The following is a 20,512-nucleotide window of genomic DNA, read 5'->3' on the forward strand; positions in this document are numbered from 1 at the left end:
ACAGGAACTCACCGAGTACCTGACGGAGCTGACGGGCGAGGCCGCGGCCTGGATGCGGCCCAACTTCTTCGCCAACACCCCCGACATCCTGCACGCCTACCTCCAGCACGGCGGACGCCCCGCCTTCGAGGTCCGCGCCGTGCTCGCCGCCACCCTCTCCCCCGCCTGGGGCATCTACTCCGGCTACGAACTGTGCGAGAACACCCCGCTCACACAGGGCGGCGAGGAGTACCTGGACTCTGAGAAGTACCAGCTCAAACCCCGCGACTGGGAGGCCGCCGCACGCGAGGGACGGACCATCGCACCGCTCATCACCAAGCTCAACACCATCCGACGCCGGCACCCGGCGCTACAGCGCCTGCGGAACCTCCGGTTCCATCAGACCGACAACGATGCCGTGCTCGCCTACAGCAAGCGCACGGGTACGGACACGGTCATCGTGGTCGTGAACCTCGACCCGCACCACACCCAGGAGGCCACGGTCTCGTTGGACATGCCGCAACTCGGCCTGGACCGGGACGCCGCCCCGTCCGTGCACGACGAACTGACGGGCGAGACGTACCACTGGGGCAGGACCAACTACGTGCGCCTCACGCCCGGCCGGGCGCCGGCGCACGTGCTCCACGTCGGGCGATCGACGCCCCAGATCGGAGGGCCCGCAGCGTCATGACCGTCAACGACCCCGTCCTGGACACCTTCGAGGACACCCCCGCCAAGGACCGGGACCCGGAGTGGTTCAAACGCGCCGTCTTCTACGAGGTCCTGGTCCGCTCCTTCCAGGACAGCAACGGCGACGGCGTCGGCGACCTGAAGGGCCTGACCGCCAAACTCGACTACCTCCAGTGGCTCGGCGTGGACTGCCTGTGGCTGCCGCCGTTCTTCAAGTCGCCGCTGCGCGACGGCGGTTACGACGTCTCCGACTACACCGCCGTCCTCCCGGAGTTCGGTGACCTCGCCGACTTCGTGGAGTTCGTGGACGCCGCCCACCAGCGCGGCATGCGCGTGATCATCGACTTCGTCATGAACCACACCAGCGACCAGCACCCGTGGTTCCAGGAGTCCCGCAAGAACCCCGAGGGCCCGTACGGCGACTACTACATGTGGGCCGACGACGACAAGCAGTACGAGGACGCCCGGATCATCTTCGTCGACACCGAGGCGTCCAACTGGACCTTCGACCCGGTACGCGGCCAGTACTACTTCCACCGCTTCTTCTCGCACCAGCCCGACCTGAACTACGAGAACCCCGCCGTGCAGGAGGAGATCCTGGCCGCCCTGCGGTTCTGGCTTGACCTGGGCATCGACGGCTACCGCCTGGACGCGGTGCCCTACCTCTACGCCGAGGAGGGCACCAACTGCGAGAACCTGCCCGCCACGCACGCCTTCCTGAAGCGGGTCCGGCGCGAGATCGACGCGATGTACCCGGACACCGTGCTGCTGGCGGAGGCCAACCAGTGGCCCGAGGACGTCGTCGACTACTTCGGCGACTACCAGGCCGGCGGCGACGAGTGCCACATGGCGTTCCACTTCCCCGTCATGCCGCGCATCTTCATGGCCGTACGCCGGGAATCCCGCTACCCGGTCTCCGAGATCCTCGCCAAGACCCCGGCCATCCCCTCGAACTGCCAGTGGGGCATCTTCCTGCGCAACCACGACGAGCTCACCCTCGAAATGGTCACCGACGAGGAACGCGACTACATGTGGGCCGAGTACGCCAAGGACCCGCGGATGCGCGCCAACATCGGCATCCGCCGCCGCCTCGCCCCCCTGCTCGACAACGACCGCAACCAGATCGAGCTGTTCACCGCCCTGCTGCTCTCCCTGCCCGGCTCACCGATCCTCTACTACGGCGACGAGATCGGCATGGGCGACAACATCTGGCTCGGCGACCGCGACGCCGTCCGCACCCCCATGCAGTGGACCCCCGACCGCAACGCCGGATTCTCGACGTGCGACCCCGGCAGGCTCTACCTCCCCACGATCATGGACCCGGTCTACGGCTTCCAGGTCACCAACGTGGAAGCCTCCATGTCGTCCCCGTCCAGCCTGCTGCACTGGACCCGCCGCATGATCGAGATCCGCAAGCAGAACCCCGCCTTCGGACTCGGCTCGTTCACGGAACTGACGTCCTCCAACCCGGCGGTCCTGGCGTTCCTGCGCGAGTACGGCGACGACCTGGTGCTGTGCGTGAACAACTTCTCCCGCTTCGCCCAGCCCACCGAACTCGATCTGCGGGCCTACGACGGGCGGCACCCCGTCGAGCTGATCGGCGGAGTGCGCTTCCCCGCCATCGGTGAACTGCCCTATCTGCTCACCCTGCAAGGCCACGGCTTCTACTGGTTCCGGCTCACCCGAGTCGCATCCCGCATCGGCCGCCGCCGCTGAACGGCCGGCGCCGAGGAAAGGACGCGTCACCATGCCGAAGACCATCACCCCCCGACCGCGCACCGCGGCCGGGCCCGACGGGCCACTGGCCTCGTTGGGCGGGCTGCTGCGCGACTGGCTGCCGAGGCAACGCTGGTTCGCGGGCAAGGACCGGCCGGTCACCGATCTGTCGGTGCTGTCCGTGACGGAGCTGTTCCCGGGGTGTCTGCACCTGTTGGTGCACGCCTCGCACGTGCCGGTGCCCACCCCCGGCGGCACTCCCCCGCCCGGCGACTGCTACCAGCTGCTGCTGGGCCTGCGCCGGCACCTCGCCCCGCGGCTGGAACGGGCGTTCATCGGGCGCGCGGTGGACGGCCCGCTGGCCGGGCTCGCGGTGTACGACGCCCTGCACGACCCGCGCTCGGCCCATCTGCTGCTGGAGCGGCTGCGGCAGCCCGGCACGGCGGGCCCGCTGCGGTTCGAGAGGGACCCGGCCGCCCGGGTGCCCGGCGGTCTGCCGCCGCGGCTGCTGGACGCCGAGCAGTCCAACTCCTCGATCGTGTACGGCGACGCGTACATCCTGAAGGTGTTCCGCCGGATCCAGCCGGGCGTCAACCCGGACCTGGAGGTGCCGGCGGCGCTGACCGCGCAGGGCTGCACCCGGGTGCCCGCGCCGGTGGCCTGGTTCACCACGACCGCCCCGCGCCCGGCCACCCTCGGGGTGCTGCAACCGTTCCTGCCGGACGCCACCGACGGCTGGACGCTGGCGCTGCGCGCGCTCGCCGCGGGCGACCACTTCACCGTCGAGTCCCGCGCGCTGGGCCGGGCCATGGCCGAGGTGCACCTGGCGCTGGCCGAGGCCTTCCCGCCGGCCGGGCCGGGCGAGAACGGCCGTACGGCCGACGCGATGTGCGCGCGGCTCGACGCCGCCGCGCACGCCGTCCCCGGGCTGCTGCCCTACGTGCCCGGCCTGAGGGCCGCGTTCCGGGCGCTGGCCACGTGCGACACCGGGCCGCCCGCCCAGCGCATCCACGGCGATCTGCACCTCGGGCAGGTGCTGCGGGCCGGCCGCGACTGGTTCGTCATCGACTTCGAGGGCGAGCCGTCCCGTCCGCTCGCCGAGCGGCGCGCCCCGCAGTCCCCGGTGCGGGACGTCGCCGGGATGCTCCGCTCCTTCGACTACGCGGCCCGGCAGCGCCGCCCCTGGCGACCCGAGTGGGCGCGCCGCTGCCGGGAAGCGTTCTGCGCGGGCTACGCGGCCCGCGCCGGCTGGGACCCACGCAAGAAGCACGCGCTGCTGCGCGCGCACGAGACGGACAGGGCGGTCTACGAGGTGCTGTACGAGGCGAGACACCGGCCCGACTGGCTGCCGGTACCGATGGCGGCGATCAAACGGCTCGCCGTGTGGGGAGGCTGACCCATGGCGCTGAAGGACACCACGCCCCCCGAGGCCGCCGGGCCCAGGCCCTCCGCGGCCGTGGCCCTGGACCCCGCCGACCGCGGCCGGCTGCTGGCCGGCGCGCACCACGATCCGCACTCCGTGCTGGGCGCCCACCCGGTGCCGGGCGGCACGCTGCTGCGGGCGCTGCGCCCGAACGCGCGGGCGGTGAGCGCCGTGATCGACGGCACGCCGACCGAACTGCGCTCGGAGGGCGACGGCCTGTTCGCCGCCGTCCTGCCCTGTACGGAGGTCCCGTCGTACACGCTGCTGGTGGCGTACGACGACACCGAGCAGGAGGTGCACGACCCGTACCGCTTCCTGCCCGCCCTCGGCGAACTGGACCTGCACCTGATCCGGGAGGGCCGGCACGAGCAGCTGTGGCGGGCGCTCGGGGCCGAGCCGATGGTCCACCAGGGCGTGGCCGGCACCCGCTTCACCGTGTGGGCGCCGAACGCCCAGGGGGTGCGGGTGGCCGGGGACTTCACGTACTGGGACGGCACGCAGTACCCCATGCGGTCGCTCGGCGCGTCCGGGGTGTGGGAGCTGTTCCTGCCCGGGATCGGCGAGGGCACCCGGTACAAGTTCGAGATCACCTCGCGGTACGGGCACCGGTTCCTGAAGGCGGACCCGATGGCGCGGGGCACGGAAGTCCCGCCGGACACGGCGTCCGTCGTGACGTCCTCGCACTACGAGTGGGGTGACGCGGAGTGGATGGCGCACCGCGGTGACACCCCGGTGCACCAGGCGCCGTTCTCGGTGTACGAGGTGCACCTGCCGTCCTGGCGACCGGGGCTGACGTACCGCCAGCTCGCGGAGGAACTCCCGCCGTACGTCAAGGAGATGGGCTTCACGCACGTGGAGCTGATGCCGGTGGCCGGGTACCCGTTCAGCGGCTCCTGGGGCTACCAGGTCACCTCCTACTACGCGCCGACGCCCCGGCTCGGCTCCCCGGACGACTTCCGGTACTTCGTGGACGCCTGCCACCGGGCCGGTCTCGGCGTGATCATGGACTGGGTGCCGGCGCACTTCCCCAAGGACGACTGGGCGCTGGCCCGGTTCGACGGGGACCCGCTGTACGAGCCCGGGAACGCGCTGCGGGCGGAGCACCCGGACTGGGGGACGTACGAGTTCGACTACGGCCGCACCGAGGTGCGCAACTTCCTCGTCGCCAACGCGGTCTACTGGTGCGAGGAGTTCCACATCGACGGGCTGCGCGTGGACGCCGTCGCCTCGATGCTCTACCTGGACTACTCGCGGGACTCCGGGCAGTGGGAGCCCAATGTGTTCGGCGGCCGGGAGGACCTGGACGCGGTGGCCTTCCTCCAGGAGATGAACGCCACCGTGTACCGGCGCTGCCCGGGCGTGGTGACCATCGCCGAGGAGTCCACCGCGTGGGACGGCGTGACCCGGCCGACGGACGGCGGCGGGCTCGGGTTCGGGCTGAAGTGGAACATGGGCTGGATGCACGACTCGCTGGAGTACATCCAGAAGGAGCCCGTGCACCGCAAGTACCACCACAACGAGATGACCTTCTCGATGGTGTACGCCTACAGCGAGAACTACGTCCTGCCCATCTCCCACGACGAGGTGGTGCACGGCAAGCGGGCGCTGGTGTCGAAGATGCCCGGCGACTGGTGGCAGCGGCGCGCCAACCACCGGGCCTACCTCGGCTTCATGTGGGCCCACCCGGGCAAACAGCTGTTGTTCATGGGGCAGGAGTTCGCCCAGGGGGCCGAGTGGTCGCACACCCACGGCCCCGAGTGGTGGCTGCTCTCCGACGACTACCACTCCGCCGGCGACCACCGGGGCGTCCAGGCCCTGGTGCGGGACCTCAACACGGTGTACCGGGCGACGCCGGCGCTGTGGCAGCGGGACACCGACCCGGGCGGCTTCCGGTGGGTGCTGTGCGACGCGGCGGACGACAACGTGCTGGCGTTCCTGCGCTTCGCCGCCGACGGCGGCCCGCTGCTGGCGGTGTCGAACTTCTCCCCGGTCGTCCGGCACGACTACCGCCTGTGGGTCCCCGACGGGTTCCCCGCCTGGCGCGAGGAGCTGAACACCGACGACACCCGGTACGGCGGCAGCGGCGTCCGCACCGAGGGGCCCGTCAAGCCCGAGGAGGGCTTCCTGAGGCTGACGCTGCCCCCGCTCGCCACCGTCTGGCTGACGCCGGAGGACTGAAAGCCGCAGGTGTCGGCGGCCGTGCGAGGGGCAGTCGGGGTCGTACAGACAGCGATTGCCCCCCGTGGCACGGACAGAAGGGCGGCACCCAGGTGCGCACCGTCGGAGTGGAGGAGGAACTCCTTCTGGTCGATCCGGACAGCGGCGACCCGAAGGCACTGGCGGCGGCCGTCCTGGCACGGGCCGCCCAGGACGATCCCGGACAGGACGTCTTCGAGAAGGAGCTGTTCGGGCAGATGCTGGAGTTCGCCACGCATCCGCAGTCGGACATGGCGGCCCTGGGCGACGAGATCGTCCGCTGCCGCAAGGAGGCCGCCCGCCACGCCGGGCAGATCGGCTGCGGGGTCGCCGCGCTGGCCACCTCGCCGCTGCCGGTCAGTCCCGCCCTCAGCGTGAACGACCGGTACCAGTGGCTGGCCGAGCGGTTCGGGATACCGACCTGGGAGCAGTTGGTCTGCGGCTGCCACGTCCATGTGTCGGTGGAGTCCGACGAGGAGGGCGTCGCGGTCCTCGACCGGCTCCGTCCGTGGCTGCCGGTGCTGCGGGCGATCAGCGCGAACTCCCCGTTCTGGCAAGGCCGGCCCACCGGTTACGCCAGCTACCGCAGCCGGGTGTGGAACCGCTGGCCGTCGGCCGGGCCGACCGAGCCGTTCGGGTCCGCCGAGCGGTACCACCGCAGGGTGACCGACATGGTGGCCACCGGGGTGATCCTCGACGAGGCCATGGCGTACTTCGACGCACGGCTGTCGGCCCGCTACCCGACGGTGGAGATCCGGGTGGCGGACGTGTGCCTGGGCGCGGAGACCGCCGTACTGATCGCGACGCTCTGCCGTGCGCTCGTGGAAACGGCCGCCCGGGAGTGGCGGGCGGGCCGGCCGGCGCCCGACCCCGGCGTGAGCCTGCTCCGGCTGGCCGACTGGCAGGCCGCCCGGTACGGCCTGGAGGAGGATCTGCTCGACCCGGTGACCCTGCGGCCCCGGCGCGCGCCGCAGGTGCTGCGCTCCCTGCTGGAGTACACGGGGGAGGCGCTCACCGGGAACGGCGACGCGGCCCGTGCCGAGCAGGCCGTCGAGGAGCTGCTGCGCACGGGCAACGGCGCGCGGGAGCAGCGCAGGCTGCTGGAGCACAGCGGCAGCCTGCGGGAGGTCGTCACCGAGTGCGTGCGGCGCACACAGGGCTGAGCGGGCCGGTCAGAGGATCAGTACCAGGGCGTACACCAGGAAGAAGGCCGCGATCAGCACGACCAGCAGCAGGATCAGGGTCAGCGGCGCCTTGGCCCAGCCCCTGCGCTGGACGTGCGGCTCGCGGGGGCCGGCCTCGGGCATGCTGCTCTCGGCCGGCGGGGTCTCGCCGGGCGGAACTCCCCCACCTGGTTCCAGACCGGTCGTGCGCTCGGGTTCCGGATCGGGGTTGACATGACTCATGTGTCCCGAGTCCCCAGGACACGCCCACATCATCAGCCGATCACGACTTCCACGTTCCTCTCACCGAACGCGCTTGCCTGGGCTACATTCGAGCACCGCCGACACCGAGCCGATCGGCGGTGTGACCCTCCGTAGACCAGGAGCAGCGCATGCGGAACCCCGCCCCCGGTCCCGCCGTCGCCCCGCCGCTCACCGGCGGCCTCGCCGACAGTGTGTTCGCCACGGCGGAACGGGATCCGAAGCTGCCGGTCCTCGCGCGCCGGGCCGGTCCCGCCGCCGCGGGATGGCAGGTGGTGACGGCGGTCGAGGTGCGGGACGAGGTGGTCGGCCTGGCCAAGGGCCTGATCGCCGCGGGGATCTCGCCCGGCCACCGGGTGGCCCTGATGGCCCGCACCCGCTACGAGTGGACGGTGCTCGCGCACGCGCTGTGGGCGGTGGGCGCCGAGATCGTGCCGGTCCATCCGGCTTCCTCACGGGACCAGGTGGAGTGGATCCTGCGCGACGCGGGCTGTGTGGCCGTGGTGGTGGAGGACGAGCAGGGCGTCATGACCGTCGGCACCGTGTGCACCCGGCTGCCGCGGCTGCGGCACGTCTGGCAGCTCGACGCGGGCGCCCTGCCGGAGCTCGTGGAGCGGGGCGCGGTCGTCCCGTACACCACGGTGGAGTCGCTGCGCCGGATCGTGCTGCCGGACGCCACGGCGGCCATCGTCTACACCTCCGGCACCTCGGGGCGCCCGATGGGCTGCGCGCTCAGCCACCGCGGTCTGGCCTACCCCTGCGACACGCTGCTGGCCGGCTGGGCGCACACCGCCGCACCCCCGGGCGAACAGCCGTCCGTGCTGGCGTTCCTGCCGTTCTCCCATGTCTACGGCCTCATGATCATGCTGATGTGCGTGCGCGGCGGGATCCTGATGGCGCACGAACCGGAGCTGACCGGGCCGGCCCTGTCGGCGGCGCTGAGCACGTTCCGGCCGACGTACCTGTACGGCGTGCCGTCGGTGTTCGAGAAGCTCTACAAGACGTTCCTGCGCACCGCCCGACAGGCGGGCCGGGGCGCCCTGTTCGAGCGGGCCGCGCAGACCGCGCGGGACTTCGCCGCCGCGGAGGAGCGCCGGCGGCTGGGCACCGGGCCGGGCCCCGGGCTCGAACTGAAGCTGCAACACGCCCTGTACGAGCGGACGGTGTACCGCAGGCTGCGGGCCGCGCTGGGCGGCCGGGTGGTGCGCGGGACCTCCGGCGGCAGCGCGCTCGACCGCGAACTGTGCCTGTTCTACGAGGGCATCGGGGTCTACCTCCACGACGGGTACGGGCTCACCGAGGCCTCCGGCGGGATCACCATGCAGCCGCTCGGCCGGGAGAAGTCCGGGACCGTGGGCCTGCCGCTGCCCGGCACCGAGATCCAGGTGGCCGACGACGGGGAGATCCTGGTGCGCGGCCCGTCGGTGTTCCAGGGCTACATCAGCGACGAGCACGCGACCCGGGCCGCGCTGCGCGGCGGCTGGCTGGCCACCGGGGACATCGGCCGGCTGGACTCCGAGGGCTATCTGACGATCACCGGGCGCAAGAAGGACATCATCGTCACCAGCGGCGGCAAGAGCGTGGCCCCGGCCCCGCTGGAGCAGCGGCTGCGGATGCATCCCCTGGTCCACCAGGCGGTGGTGATCGGCGACGACCGGCCCTGTGTCGGTGCCCTGATCACCCTGGACCCGGAGTTCCTCGCGGACTGGCGGGCCGCCCTGGCCTTGCAGGGCGGCACCCAGGGACGGGAGGCCCGGGAGGAGAACGCGCTGCGGGAGGAGATCGCGCGGGCGGTGGCCTCCGCCAACAGTGCGGTGTCCCGCGCGGAGTCGATCAGGGTCTACCGTGTCCTCCAGGAACCGTTCGCACCCGGCAACGGACTGCTGACGCCGTCCATGAAGCTGCGCCGGGACGCCGTCGTGCGGCACTACGCGGCCGAGATCGAGGCGATGTACCAGGCGCGCTCCCGCTCGCGTCCGGGTCCGCCGGAGCCGGCCGAGTGGGACGAGCCGGACGACGTCTTCCGCTGACGAGGGCCGCGGAAGTACGGCGTACGGGCGGCGGGTGCGAGGGGAGACGGATAGCCTGCGCGGCTGGGGGAACCCGCAGCGAGAGATCAGCAACGACGACCGTTCCGGTCGGAAGGGGCCGAGCCGGCCGCTTCCGGGCCGGGGCCGGGGAATGCGAGATGGTGACGGAGCCGCGCTGGGACGACACACCACCCTCGGAGGAGAGGTACGAGCGTACGTTCTCCTTCCCCGGGGAGCTGCGCAACGTCACGGGGGCGCGGCTCGCGGCGGAGGAGTTCCTGTGCTCCCTCGCCCGGGACGCACCGCCGGGCGCGCACGAGTACTGGGACGACATCCTGCTCGTCGTGACCGAACTGGCCGCGAACGCGATCCAGTACGCGCCCGGTCCGTTCGACCTGCGGATGCGCCGCACGTTCGACGGGGTGCACGTGACGATGCGGGACACCAGCACGACCAAGCCGGAGCCGAGGCCGTTCCACCCGCGCACGGGCGGTGGCGGCATCGGCTGGCACCTGGTGCACACGCTGTGCACCCAGGTCAGTGTGGTCGTGCACGACCGCGGCAAGGACATCCACGCGTTCCTGCCCTGGTGACAGGTGTGCGACGTGTAGGTGTGCGCCAGCCGGTTACTCCACGTCCCAGTGGGGGCATGCTGGTCCCCACGCGTTCGTCTGCCTGCCGCACCCGGCTCGCGGAACGGCTGGAGGCCCGGTGGGATCGGAGTTGGCGCAGAGCGATCCAGGGCATGCGAACGGCGTCGAGTCGGACCGCCCGGAGCCGCAGAAAGGGATGAACACCGTGACACGACCCAGGATTCTGGTGGTTGGCGCAGGCTTCGCCGGAGTCGACTGCGTCCGCCGCCTGGAGCGGAAACTCGCCCCGGACGAGGCCGACGTCACCCTGGTGACGCCGTTCGCCTACCAGCTCTATCTGCCGCTGCTGCCCCAGGTCGCCTCCGGCGTGCTCACGCCGCAGTCGATCGCCCTGTCCTTGCGCCGCAGCAGGAAGTACCGCACCCGGATCATCCCCGGCGGCGCGATCGGGGTGGACCTGAAGGCCAAGGTGTGCGTCATCCGCACCATCACCGACAAGATCGTCAACGAGCGCTACGACTACATCGTGCTGGCGCCGGGCAGCGTGACCCGCACCTTCGACATCCCGGGCCTGACCGAGCACGCCTTCGGGATGAAGACCCTCGCCGAGGCCGCCTACATCCGCGACCACGTCATCTCGCAGCTCGACCTCGCGGACGCCAGCGACAACCCGGCCGAGCGGGCCGCGCGCCTCCAGTTCGTGGTGGTCGGCGGCGGCTACGCGGGCACCGAGACCGCGGCCTGCCTCCAGCGGCTGACGCACGCGGCCGTGCAGCGCTACCCGCGGCTGGACCCGGGCCTGATCAAGTGGCACCTGATCGACATCGCGCCCAAGCTGATGCCCGAGCTGGGCGACAAGCTCGGCCGCAGCGCCCAGGAGATCCTCAGGCGGCGCGGCATCGAGGTCTCGCTGGGCGTGTCGATCGCCAAGGCCGGCCCGGAGGAGGTGACCTTCACCGACGGCCGGGTGGTGCCGACGCACACCCTCATCTGGACGGCCGGGGTGGTCGCCAGCCCGCTCATCGCCACGCTCGGCGCGGAGACGGTGAAGGGCCGGCTGGCGGTCACCGCCGAGATGTGCCTGCCGGGCCACGACGGGGTGTTCGCGCTCGGCGACTCGGCGGCCGTGCCGGACCTGGCCAAGGGCCAGGAGGGCGCGGTCTGCCCGCCCACCGCGCAGCACGCCATGCGGCAAGGCAGGAAGGTCGCCGACAACGTCATCGCGACGCTGCGCGGGGAGCAGATGCAGCCGTACGTCCACAAGGACCTGGGCCTCGTCGTCGACCTCGGCGGCAAGGACGCGGTGTCCAAGCCGCTGGGGATCGAGCTGCGCGGGCTTCCCGCGCAGGCGGTGGCCCGCGGCTACCACTGGTCGGCGCTGCGCACCAACGTCGCCAAGACCCGGGTGATGACCAACTGGCTGCTGAACGCGGTCGCGGGCGACGATTTCGTCCGCACCGGCTTCCAGGCCCGCAAGCCCGCCCGGCTGAAGGACTTCGAGTTCACCGACTCCTACCTGACACCGGACGAGGTCCGGGCCCGGGTGGAGGGCGCGGGCATCGACCACCCGTGAGGTGACGTGGATCACAGAGGACCGCCGATCATTTCACCGTGGATCGGCGGTCTTCCCCTGTGACCGCGGACGTCACACGGAGAGGCACCCCAGCATGAGCGAGAAGACCGTCAAGGGCCCGGCGAGCTACTTCCCGTCGATCGAGAAGAAGTACGGCCGCCCGGTCGGCGAGTGGCAGGAGCTGATCCGCCGCTCGCCGCTGACGAAGCACATGGAGCTGGTGGGCTGGCTGAAGTCGGAGCACGGTATGGGGCACGGGCACGCCAACGCGCTCGTGGCCGCCACCCTGGCCGGAGAGAGGTGAGCCGGGGCCGCGTGCGATGCTGGGGCGGAGATCGATTACCGGCACGGGAGAGAGCGCGGCGGCGTGAGGGCAGTGGCACGGTCGGGACGGGTACGGATGTGGGACCGGCTCGCGGCGTCGGATCCCGGACTGCTCCGCCTGACCGCGGGACTGCGCACGGTCACCGCGATCGCCCTCACTCTCGCCGTCCTCGCCGCGTTGCACGTCCCGGTGCCCCAGCTGGTCGCCGGGGCGATCGCGGCGATGGTCGCCACCTTCGCCATCCGGGAGAAGCAGCGCGGCCAGCAGGCCGTGACGCTGGCGGCCGGCCTGCCGGTGGCGCTGGCCTCGGTGTCGCTGGGCGCGCTGCTCAACCAACGGGTCGTCGCCGGCGACCTGTTCTTCGTCGTCCTCATCTTCTGCGCCGTCTACGGCCGCCGGTTCGGCGACCGGGGCACGGCACTGGGGCTGATCGGCTTCCAGGTCTACTTCCTGTCGCTGTTCGTGGGCGCGACGGCGTCCGTGCTGCCGGCGCTGTACGGCGTCATCTGCGTGGCGTTCGCGTGCAGCGCCGCCGCCCGGTTCGTGCTGCTCCCGCAGACCCCGGCGGGCACCCTGGACCGGCTGCGGCGGGCCTTCCGGGCCCGGCTCGCCCAGCTCCTCGCCACTCAGGCCGAGTTGCTGGACGCCGGTCCCGAAGAGGCCGAGAAGGTGCTCGCGGACCTGCGCACCGGCACCGCGCGGCTGCACGAGACGGCGCTGCTGATCCAGGGCCGGCTGGAGGACGGCACCTCGGACCCGGCGGTAGCCCGGCTGCTCCAGCGCCGGGTCGCGGACGCGGAGATCGCCGCCGAGCGGCTCGGCCTGCTGCTGCTCACCGCGCGCAGCGCGCAGCGGACCGACACGCTCACCCTGCACCTGCCGGGCGCCCCGCTGCCCGCCGGCGGCGAGCTGCCGGTGCGGGACGAGGCGACGGTCGCGCTGCGCCGGGACCTTGAGGCCCTGCGGCTGCTGATGCTGCGGCCGGCCGGGGAGGCGTCGGGAACGGCGCTCGCCCAGGTGCGCAACCGGCTGCTCGGCTACCGGGAGGAGGAGAACCTGCCCCCGGCCGCCCCGGCCGTGCAGGACGTCTTCCGCGGCCTCGGCGAGGCCGCGCGGGCCGCCCTCGGCCTGCGGCTCGCCCTGGACGGGCCGCAGGACGAGTCCGACGACACCCCGGCGACCGCACGCTCACGCGAGGAGCTGGACGCGGAGGACACCGCGATCGAGATCAGCGAGGGGAGCGAAACGGAGGAGCCGGCGCCGACCGGCCTGAAACGGCCCACGACCCGTGCCGCCGTCCAGGTGGCCGTCGGCTCCTCGCTGGCCATCGTCGGCGGTGAGCTGCTGTCCGCCCAGCGCTGGTACTGGGCGGTGCTGACGTGCTGGATCGTCTTCCTGAACACCGCCTCCACCGGCGAGATCCTGGTGAAGGGCTACCGGCGGCTGCTGGGCACGGTGCTCGGCGTGGTGGCCGGCATCGGGCTCGCCGCCCTGGTGGGACACCACACGTGGACGGCGTTCGCGCTGGTGCTGCTGTTCATCTTCGCGATGTTCTACACCGCGCCCCTGTCCTACACGCTGATGTCGTTCTTCGTCACGGCCATGCTGGGGCTGCTGTACACCCTGCTGAACACCTACAGCCTGTCGGTGCTGGTGCTGCGGATCGAGGAGACGGCGCTCGGCGCGGCCTGCGGGGTGATCGCGGCGGCCGTGGTGCTGCCGGTCCACACCGACCGCCGTACCAACGAGCTGCTGGTCGCGGTGCTGGACCGGCTCGCCGACGTCACCCGGGGCGCCGTCGACCAGCTCAGCGGCGGGGCGGGCGGCGACCTGGTGGAGCAGGCGCGCGAGCTGGACCAGGCGCTGGCCGACCTGCGCGCGGCCACCCAGCCGCTCACGCATCCGATCACCCCGCTGCGCTCGCGCCGGAACACGGTCCGCTATGTGGTGGCGCTGCTGGAGACCTGCGCGTACCACGGGCGGTCCCTCGCGGCGACGGCCGAGCTGCTGCCGACGCACCCGTCGATCGCGGCGGACCCCCGGCTGCGCGGGGCGTGCGGGCGGATCGTGCACAACATCGAGGCGATCGCCGCGCACGTCACGGACCCGAAGTCCCCCGCACGGATCGAGACCGGCTCCAGCATCGCGTCGATGCTGGAGCCGGGAACCCTGCGCACCCCGCGCTACGGCCGTGTGACCGACCGGGTGCTGCGCCATCTGCAACGCCTGGACGAGGCCGTCTCCGGCCTGGCCCGGCCGCTGGGCCTGGCCGGCGGTCCGGCTCAGCCGCGGAAGTAGCGCTCACCGCGGGTCGGCGCCGGGGCGGCGGCTGCCCAGCACCTCGTCGCGGACGCGGGCGCAGCTGCGGCTGATCAGCCGGGAGACGTGCATCTGGGAGATGCCGAGCCGGTCGGCGATGCGGCTCTGGGTCATGTCCTCGAAGAAGCGCATGTAGAGGATGGCCCGCTCGCGCTCGGGCAGCCGGCGCAGCCCCTCCTTGGCGGCCTCGCGGTCGACCACGACGTCGTAGGAGGTGTCCGTGGCGCCGAGGGTGTCGGCGAGGCTGTAGCCGTCGTCGCCGCTGGAGAGCTCGGCGTCCAGCGACAGGGTGCTGAAGCTCTCCAGCGCCTCCATGCCGGCGGTCACGTCCTCCTCGCTGAGCCCGGTGTGGGCGGCGATGTCGGCGACGGTGGGTTCGGGGCTGCCGGGGTTCTGGGTGAGTTCCCGGCGGGCGACGCGCACCCGGTTGCGCAGTTCCTGCACCCGGCGCGGCACCCTGAGGGCCCACATCCGGTCGCGGAAGTGCCGCTTGACCTCTCCGGTGATGGTCGGCACGGCGTAGCTCTCGAAGGCCCCGCGCGAGGGGTCGAAGCGGTCGATGGCCTTCACCAGGCCCAGGGCCGCCACCTGGCGCAGGTCCTCGACGGACTCGCCCCGGTCGCGGAACCGGCCGGCGATCCGGTGGGCCATGGGGAGCCAGGCGGTGACGAGTTCGTCGCGTACGGCGTCCCGCTCGGGTCCGTCCTCCAGCTCCGCCAGCCGGACGAACAGCTCCGCGGTGTCCGGAGCGTCGTCGTGGTTCCGTCGGGTGGTCGCCGCGGGGGCGCCGGCGGTGTCGCTGGGGGTGGCGGTCGTGCCGGGACGGCTTGTCGACATGTCGGTCAGCATGCGGAATCGCTCCTGAACGGGGTTTCAGGGCACATGGCCGGAACCGCGGTTCCGGGTCCTGGCCCGAACGGTGGTGTCAGGGTTCTCCGCGGGTGAGCCACCGGGCCCGCCGGAAGGGGGCCCAGGCAGCGGGATTGTCCCCGCGGGGCAGGCGCCTCCGGTCCGAAGCACGAGATTCCGTCTGCCCCTCGCCCCCATGCGCAAACGCGCTGAGCGGAACTTCCCGGACCGCTTCAGCGCAGCGGTACGACGGCCGTGATGCACTTGCCGCCCCGGGGCAGCTCAGCCACCCGGATGTCCCGGGCCAGCCGGCACACGATGGGCCAGCCACGGCCGCCGGGCTGGGCGTGGCCGGGCTCGTCGCCGGCCGGATCGGTGACCGGCAGGTCGTCGCTGTTGTCGCTCACCGAGACCCGGACGCCCCCGCCGTCGACGTCGACGTCGAAGCCGGTGATGCCGCCGCCGTGCAGCAGGGCGTTGGTGGTGAGTTCCGACGTGACCAGCAGGGCGTCCTCGACGGCCTCGTGCGCACACGGCAGGTGCCGGGCCCGGCACCGCTCGGTCATGACGCGCTCCACCGTTCTGCGGGCCTCGGCCGGTCGGCACGGCATCCGGCCGTGCGTCTCCGGCAGGGTCGCGGTGGAACTGGTCCGGTGCTTGTCGAGCATCCCTTCCTCCTTGAGCCGTGCCCGGATTGCAGGGTTACCTCCCCCTTTCGGCTGACCCGTCAGAGCGTCGCCAAACACCCTCGGTGCCCGTGTCATCACGGCGGACCGAGCGGGTACCCGCCGGACATGACCGATGTGGTGGACGCGGACGAGTTGTTGCGGCGGATCCGAAGGGGCCAGGAGCGCGCGGCCGAGGAGGAGCGGGCCTGGCGGGAGCGGGCGCAGAGCCTGACGGCGACGGATCCGGAGGGCGCGCGGGAGGCGGCGGACCGGGCCCGGGCGTTCGAGGCGGTGCTGCGGGTGCTGGAGGAGATCGTCCGCCCGGGCGGGGGCCCGGTGCGGACGGAAGGAGTGAAACAGGTCACCTGACCCACTTCTGGTTACCCAAAAGTACGGCCGATGGTTTATGGTTCATCCATAACTGACGCGGGAGCGGCGTGGGAGCCGTTCTTCCCCGCTCCTCGTGTCACCGCATACGGCCCTGGCTGGTTTCCCCCGTCCAGCCAGGGCTTTTTGCTGCCCCGAGCGCGACACGCGGGCGGAGATCCGCCTCCCTCGACATGCTCCGGACGGTCACAGCGGCTGAAATGGGCTTGGGAGCACACCACCCGGACCGCGACCGCCGCCGGCGAGGAGCCACGCGCCATGACCAAAGCGATCAAACTGCTGACCGCCCTCCCCCAGGCGCAGCGCGAGCGCCTGATGGAGCTGGCGAAGGAGGTGTCCTTCCCGGAGGACACCCGCATCTTCGAGGCCGGCGGCACCGCCGACCGGTTCTGGGTGATCCGCTCGGGCGCGGTTCACCTGGACCAGCAGGTCACCTCGCGGCAGCGGGTGACCGTCGCCACGCTGGGCGCGGGCGACATGCTCGGCTGGTCCTGGCTCTTCCCTCCGTATCAGTGGGACTTCGGCGCCGTGGCCTTCAGCAACGTACGGGCCTACGAGTTCGACGGACCGTCGGTGCTCGGGCTGTGCGTGGAGGATCCGCTGCTCGGGCTCTCGCTGGTGCGGACGGTGGCCGAGATCCTCGCCCACCGGCTGGAGACGACCCGGGGAAAGCTGATGGAGCAGTACACGATGCGGCGGCGGAGCAGCCCGCTCTAGGCCGCTCTCGCCGCACCGGGCGGGCCCGGCCCTCAGATCCGGTAGCGGCGCAGGGCCGGGACGGTGGCGGCCAGGGCCAGCATCACCACGACGACCAGGGCGCCGCCGCCCGCGACGGCGGCCCGCGGGCCGAACGCCGCACCGGCCGTGCCGTGCAGCACGTCGGCCAGCCGCGGCCCGCCCGCGACGACCACCGTGAACACGCCCTGCATCCGGCCGCGCATCTCGTCGGTCGCGGCGGACAGCAGGATGGCGCCGCGGAACACCATCGAGACCATGTCGGCGACACCGGCCACGGCGAGGAAGGCCACGGCGACCCAGAGGTTCGCGCTCAGCCCGAACCCGGCGACGGCCAGACCCCAGGCGACGACCGCCCCGATGACCATCCAGCCGTGCCGGCGGGCCCGCGAGAACACGCCGGAGAACAGGCCGCCGAGCACCGCGCCGACCGGGATGCCGGCGAACAGCACACCGAGCGCGAGACCCTCCCCGTAGGAGCCGTACGTGTGCGCGGCCAGTTCCGGGAACAGGGCGCGGGGCATGCCGAACACCATGGCGACGATGTCGGCGAGGAAGGACAGCAGCAGCACCTTGTGCCGGGAGATGTACCGGAAGCCCGCCGCTATCTCGCGCAGTCCGGCCCGGCGGGCGGTGGCGCCGAGCGGCGCCAGCGCGGGCAGCCGGAAGACCGCCCACACCGTCACGCACAGCGCCAGCGCGTCGATCAGGTACAGCTCGGGCAGCCCGATGACCGGGATGAGCACACCGGCGAGCAGCGGGCCGGCCACCAGGCCCGTCTGCATCACCGTCGACCCCAGGGCGTTGGCGGCCGGCAACTGCTCCGCGGGGACCAGCCGGGCGATGGACGCGGTGCGGGCGGGCGAGTTGAACCCGAAGAACGCCTGTTGCAGCGCGAGCAGGACCATGAGGACGACGACCGAGTCCAGACCGGTGACGGCCTGCGCCCAGAACAGCAGCGAGGTCACCGCGATACCGATGTTGGTGACCAGCAGCAGCTTGCGCCGGTCCACGGTGTCGGCGACCGCCCCGCCCCACAGCGCGAAGGCCACCATGGGCACGAGGCCCGCGAGGCTCGCGTAGCCGACCCAGGCCGAGGAGTGGGTGATGTCGTAGATCTGCTTGGGTACGGCGACGGCGGTGAGCTGGCTGCCGACGGCGGTGACGATCGTCGACGACCACAGGCGCCGGTAGGCGGGGATGCGCAGCGGGCGGGTGTCCATCGCCCAGCGGCGCCAGCCGCGCCGGGGCGGGTCCCCGGCCGCCGGCGTGTCGGGGTCGGACCGGCCCTCCGTCCGGCTCTCGGACCGGTCGGCCTTGGTGCTGCTGCTCTCGCTGGTGTCCACGGATGTCCTGGTTGCTCGTTACATCTTTTTGCTTCGAGAGCCTAACCGTCCCAGGAACTCTCGTGCGCGCCGAACCGGTTCGTCTCAGGATCCGACGACCAGGGTGGCGCCGAGGGCCAGCATGGTGAGGGCCACCAGGCCGTCCAGGACCCGCCAGGCGCCGGGCCGGGCCAGGAACCTGCCGAGCAGCCGGGCGCCGAAGCCGAGCGCGGCGAACCAGCACAGGCTGGCGAGCGCGGCGCCGAGCCCGAACGTCCAGCGCAGCGGGCCCCGGTCGGCGGCCAGGGAGCCCAGCAGGAACACGGTGTCCAGGTAGACGTGCGGGTTCAGCCAGGTCATCGCCAGGCAGGTGAGCACGGCCCGGCGGCGCGAACCGGCCGCCTCGCCCTCCGCGCGCAGTCCGGTGCCGGGTCCGAGCACCCGGCGGGCGGCCAGGACGCCGTAGCAGAGCAGGAACACACCGCCGACGATCCCGATCGCCCGCAGCGCGCCGGGCCAGGCGACCACGACCGCGCCGACCCCGCCGACGCCGAGCGCGATGAGTACCGCGTCGGACAGGGCGCAGATGCCGACGACGGCGAGGACGGCGTCCCGGCGCACCCCCTGCCGCAGGACGAAGGCGTTCTGCGCGCCGATGGCGACGATCAGGGAGAGGCCGGTGCCGAAGCCGGCGGCGGCGGTGGTCAGCGCGTGGTTCATGCCGTCGACGCTAGAAAAGTCCTGCTCGCGAGTACAGCTAAAGATTTTTACGTAGCATTAGCGCGTGTGATGTCAGAACTGCCTCTGGAGCAGGTGCGGACGCTGCTGGCCGTGGTGGACGAGGGCACCTTCGACGCGGCCGCCGCCGCGCTGCACGTGACGCCGTCCGCGGTCAGCCAGCGGGTCAAGGCCCTCGAACAGCGCACCGGCCGGGTGCTCCTGAAGCGCACCAAACCGGTACGGCCCACGGAGTCCGGCGCCGTGCTCGTGCGGTTCGCCCGGCAGCTCGCCCGGCTGGAGCGGGACGCCTGGGGCGAGCTGGGGCTGAACGGCACCGGGGAGCCGACGCGGGTGTCGGTCGCGGTGAACGCGGACTCGCTGGCGACCTGGTTCCTGCCGGCCCTGACCCGGGTCGCGGGCCTGTGCTACGAGCTGCACCGGGAGGACGAGGACCACACGGCGGCGCTGCTGCGCGAGGGCCTGGTGATGGCGGCGGTGACCTCCTCGCCCGACCCGGTGCCCGGCTGCACGGTCCGTCCGCTGGGCCGGATGCGCTATCTGCCGGTGGCCGCCCCCGAGTTCACCGCGGCCCACCTCGACGGGCGGCCCCTGCCGGAGGCGCTGTCCCGGGCGCCCGTCGTGGTCTTCGACCGCAAGGACGACTTCCAGGACGCCTTCGCCCGCCGGCACGGCCGCGCGTCCGTCGGCCCGTTCCGGCACCACGTGCCCACCTCGGAGGGGTTCCTGGACGCGGTCGCGGCGGGGCTCGGCTGGGGCATGGTCCCGGAGGTGCAGGCGGGCCCGCTGCTCGACCGGGGGCGGCTGGTCGTGCTCGCCCCCGGCGAGTGGATGGACGTCACGCTGTACTGGCAGCAGTGGAAGCTCGACTCCCCCGCACTGGCGTCCCTGGCCGAGGCGGTGACGACGACAGCATCGCAAACACTGCGCGGCTGACCCGCGAAGCGCCGGCCCGCCGCGCCACGAGGGCCGGCGGGCCACTCATCGGCGCTGAAGGCCGACAAGGCCGGGGCACTGGTGGCACTGTCCCGGTCCGGGGCCCCGGCCCGGCCAGGCCGAGACGCCGTACCGCTCCCCCGGCGAACCCCCGCGAGGCGGAGACGGCCCAAGGCTCCCCCGGCGAACCCCCCGCGAGGCGCAATGCCGTGCCGTCGTGACGCGTCGGCGCTCACGGCCGGCGGGGCCGGGCGCCGTGTCGCCGACCGCTTCCGCGAGGAAGTCCGGCGGGTTCGAAGCCGAGCTCCGGGCCCTCGCGGGCCCCTCGACCGACGGCCCGTCACCTCGTCGGCTGGGCACGGTCCCCGGCGCAGCAGCGGGCCCCTTGGTGTCGGGCCGAGGCAGTGGGCCGGTTCAACTCCTGGTCGGGGGTGCGCGGTCGGGTGGCCCGGTGTTCTCCGGGCCGCGCTGCCCGGCCTGTTGACCGCGTGCGGACCCGTCGGACCGGCGCCGCCCGGGGTGACCGCCGCGCGCTCCTCACCCGATCTCCGCCTCTTGTGCCGTTTCATGCCCTCCCGACCGGTCACCCGAGACCGGAGAACGCGT

General features: G+C 72.5%; 18 protein-coding genes. 13 read left to right on the plus strand and 5 right to left on the minus strand.

All coding sequences use genetic code 11. The features are described from left to right. The 5 genes from AQJ11_RS43450 to AQJ11_RS43470 form a co-directional block, all read left to right on the plus strand. A partial coding sequence (locus tag AQJ11_RS43450) for an alpha-glucosidase C-terminal domain-containing protein (RefSeq protein ID WP_159061810.1) occupies positions 1-670 on the plus strand: 670 nt, incomplete at its 5' end. Beyond that, positions 667-2,385, plus strand: a complete 1,719-nt coding sequence (gene treS, locus AQJ11_RS43455; protein WP_058079268.1) for a maltose alpha-D-glucosyltransferase — start codon at positions 667-669, stop codon at positions 2,383-2,385. The genes AQJ11_RS43450 and treS, both read left to right, overlap by 4 nt. A 31-nt stretch (positions 2,386-2,416) precedes the next feature. Then, positions 2,417-3,781 carry a maltokinase N-terminal cap-like domain-containing protein gene (locus tag AQJ11_RS43460; protein ID WP_059267176.1) on the plus strand — a complete coding sequence of 455 codons (1,365 nt, stop codon included), beginning with the start codon at positions 2,417-2,419 and terminating at the stop codon, positions 3,779-3,781. Positions 3,782-3,784: 3 nt separating this feature from the next. Further along, positions 3,785-5,986, plus strand: a complete 2,202-nt coding sequence (gene glgB / locus AQJ11_RS43465) for a 1,4-alpha-glucan branching enzyme (protein WP_059267177.1) — start codon at positions 3,785-3,787, stop codon at positions 5,984-5,986. Between the two features lie 92 nt (positions 5,987-6,078). Beyond that, positions 6,079-7,167 (plus strand): glutamate--cysteine ligase 2, encoded by a 1,089-nt coding sequence (locus AQJ11_RS43470; protein WP_059267178.1) that lies wholly within the window; start codon positions 6,079-6,081, stop codon positions 7,165-7,167. A 9-nt stretch (positions 7,168-7,176) separates the two neighbouring features. On the opposite strand, the gene AQJ11_RS43475 is transcribed toward AQJ11_RS43470, so the two are convergent. After that, complete coding sequence (locus AQJ11_RS43475; RefSeq protein WP_041664959.1) at positions 7,177-7,410, minus strand: DUF6480 family protein; 234 nt, start codon at positions 7,408-7,410, stop codon at positions 7,177-7,179. 149 nt (positions 7,411-7,559) lie between these two features. On the opposite strand from AQJ11_RS43475, the gene AQJ11_RS43480 reads away from it, so the two are divergent. The 5 genes from AQJ11_RS43480 (at position 7,560) to AQJ11_RS43500 (ending at position 14,247) form a co-directional block, all read left to right on the plus strand. Continuing rightward, entirely contained in the window at positions 7,560-9,458 is a 1,899-nt protein-coding gene (locus tag AQJ11_RS43480) for an AMP-dependent synthetase/ligase (RefSeq protein WP_059267179.1), read from the plus strand. 158 nt (positions 9,459-9,616) lie between these two features. Beyond that, the gene (locus AQJ11_RS43485) at positions 9,617-10,051 is read left to right on the plus strand and encodes an ATP-binding protein (protein WP_014670719.1); all 435 of its coding nucleotides are present in this window, start codon (positions 9,617-9,619) and stop codon (positions 10,049-10,051) included. Positions 10,052-10,247: 196 nt separating this feature from the next. Continuing rightward, the gene (locus AQJ11_RS43490; protein WP_059267180.1) at positions 10,248-11,624 is read left to right on the plus strand and encodes an NAD(P)/FAD-dependent oxidoreductase; all 1,377 of its coding nucleotides are present in this window, start codon (positions 10,248-10,250) and stop codon (positions 11,622-11,624) included. 94 nt (positions 11,625-11,718) lie between these two features. Further along, positions 11,719-11,928 (plus strand): DUF4287 domain-containing protein, encoded by a 210-nt coding sequence (locus tag AQJ11_RS43495; RefSeq protein ID WP_014670721.1) that lies wholly within the window; start codon positions 11,719-11,721, stop codon positions 11,926-11,928. Positions 11,929-12,024: 96 nt separating this feature from the next. Further along, on the plus strand, positions 12,025-14,247 hold the full coding sequence (locus AQJ11_RS43500; RefSeq protein WP_059267181.1) for an FUSC family protein: 2,223 nt from the start codon (positions 12,025-12,027) through the stop codon (positions 14,245-14,247). A gap of 3 nt (positions 14,248-14,250) precedes the next feature. On the opposite strand, the gene AQJ11_RS43505 is transcribed toward AQJ11_RS43500, so the two are convergent. After that, positions 14,251-15,117: an RNA polymerase sigma factor SigF gene (locus AQJ11_RS43505; protein WP_014670723.1), complete on the minus strand. Its 867-nt coding sequence runs from the start codon at positions 15,115-15,117 to the stop codon at positions 14,251-14,253. A gap of 233 nt (positions 15,118-15,350) precedes the next feature. Then, positions 15,351-15,785: an ATP-binding protein gene (locus tag AQJ11_RS43510; protein WP_058079275.1), complete on the minus strand. Its 435-nt coding sequence runs from the start codon at positions 15,783-15,785 to the stop codon at positions 15,351-15,353. Between the two features lie 126 nt (positions 15,786-15,911). Here AQJ11_RS43510 and AQJ11_RS43515 point away from each other — a divergent pair, with 126 nt between their 5' ends. Together AQJ11_RS43515 and AQJ11_RS43520 are read left to right on the plus strand one after the other, a co-directional pair. Beyond that, positions 15,912-16,154 carry a hypothetical protein gene (locus AQJ11_RS43515; RefSeq protein ID WP_014670725.1) on the plus strand — a complete coding sequence of 81 codons (243 nt, stop codon included), beginning with the start codon at positions 15,912-15,914 and terminating at the stop codon, positions 16,152-16,154. 276 nt (positions 16,155-16,430) lie between these two features. Continuing rightward, entirely contained in the window at positions 16,431-16,889 is a 459-nt protein-coding gene (locus AQJ11_RS43520; RefSeq protein ID WP_014670726.1) for a cyclic nucleotide-binding domain-containing protein, read from the plus strand. Positions 16,890-16,921: 32 nt separating this feature from the next. On the opposite strand, the gene AQJ11_RS43525 is transcribed toward AQJ11_RS43520, so the two are convergent. After that, positions 16,922-18,253, minus strand: coding sequence for an MFS transporter (locus tag AQJ11_RS43525; RefSeq protein ID WP_059267182.1), 1,332 nt, complete (start codon positions 18,251-18,253; stop codon positions 16,922-16,924). Positions 18,254-18,337: 84 nt separating this feature from the next. After that, positions 18,338-18,952 (minus strand): LysE/ArgO family amino acid transporter, encoded by a 615-nt coding sequence (locus AQJ11_RS43530; RefSeq protein WP_059267183.1) that lies wholly within the window; start codon positions 18,950-18,952, stop codon positions 18,338-18,340. 66 nt (positions 18,953-19,018) lie between these two features. Here AQJ11_RS43530 and AQJ11_RS43535 point away from each other — a divergent pair, with 66 nt between their 5' ends. Further along, positions 19,019-19,906 carry a LysR family transcriptional regulator ArgP gene (locus AQJ11_RS43535; protein ID WP_059267184.1) on the plus strand — a complete coding sequence of 296 codons (888 nt, stop codon included), beginning with the start codon at positions 19,019-19,021 and terminating at the stop codon, positions 19,904-19,906. Positions 19,907-20,512 lie beyond the last annotated feature (606 nt).

It is taken from the genome of Streptomyces corchorusii (assembly GCF_001514055.1).
In the GTDB taxonomy this organism is placed as follows: Bacteria; Actinomycetota; Actinomycetes; order Streptomycetales; family Streptomycetaceae; genus Streptomyces; species Streptomyces olivaceoviridis.

Coding starts and splice junctions, on each gene's coding strand:
- treS (WP_058079268.1), top strand. CDS start 667: ATGACCGTCAACGACCCCGTCCTGGACACCTTCGAGGACACCCCCGCC.
- AQJ11_RS43460 (WP_059267176.1), top strand. CDS start 2,417: ATGCCGAAGACCATCACCCCCCGACCGCGCACCGCGGCCGGGCCCGAC.
- glgB (WP_059267177.1), top strand. CDS start 3,785: ATGGCGCTGAAGGACACCACGCCCCCCGAGGCCGCCGGGCCCAGGCCC.
- AQJ11_RS43475 (WP_041664959.1), bottom strand. CDS start 7,410: ATGAGTCATGTCAACCCCGATCCGGAACCCGAGCGCACGACCGGTCTG.
- AQJ11_RS43480 (WP_059267179.1), top strand. CDS start 7,560: ATGCGGAACCCCGCCCCCGGTCCCGCCGTCGCCCCGCCGCTCACCGGC.
- AQJ11_RS43485 (WP_014670719.1), top strand. CDS start 9,617: ATGGTGACGGAGCCGCGCTGGGACGACACACCACCCTCGGAGGAGAGG.
- AQJ11_RS43490 (WP_059267180.1), top strand. CDS start 10,248: ATGAACACCGTGACACGACCCAGGATTCTGGTGGTTGGCGCAGGCTTC.
- AQJ11_RS43495 (WP_014670721.1), top strand. CDS start 11,719: ATGAGCGAGAAGACCGTCAAGGGCCCGGCGAGCTACTTCCCGTCGATC.
- AQJ11_RS43500 (WP_059267181.1), top strand. CDS start 12,025: ATGTGGGACCGGCTCGCGGCGTCGGATCCCGGACTGCTCCGCCTGACC.
- AQJ11_RS43505 (WP_014670723.1), bottom strand. CDS start 15,117: ATGCTGACCGACATGTCGACAAGCCGTCCCGGCACGACCGCCACCCCC.
- AQJ11_RS43510 (WP_058079275.1), bottom strand. CDS start 15,785: ATGCTCGACAAGCACCGGACCAGTTCCACCGCGACCCTGCCGGAGACG.
- AQJ11_RS43515 (WP_014670725.1), top strand. CDS start 15,912: ATGACCGATGTGGTGGACGCGGACGAGTTGTTGCGGCGGATCCGAAGG.
- AQJ11_RS43520 (WP_014670726.1), top strand. CDS start 16,431: ATGACCAAAGCGATCAAACTGCTGACCGCCCTCCCCCAGGCGCAGCGC.
- AQJ11_RS43530 (WP_059267183.1), bottom strand. CDS start 18,952: ATGAACCACGCGCTGACCACCGCCGCCGCCGGCTTCGGCACCGGCCTC.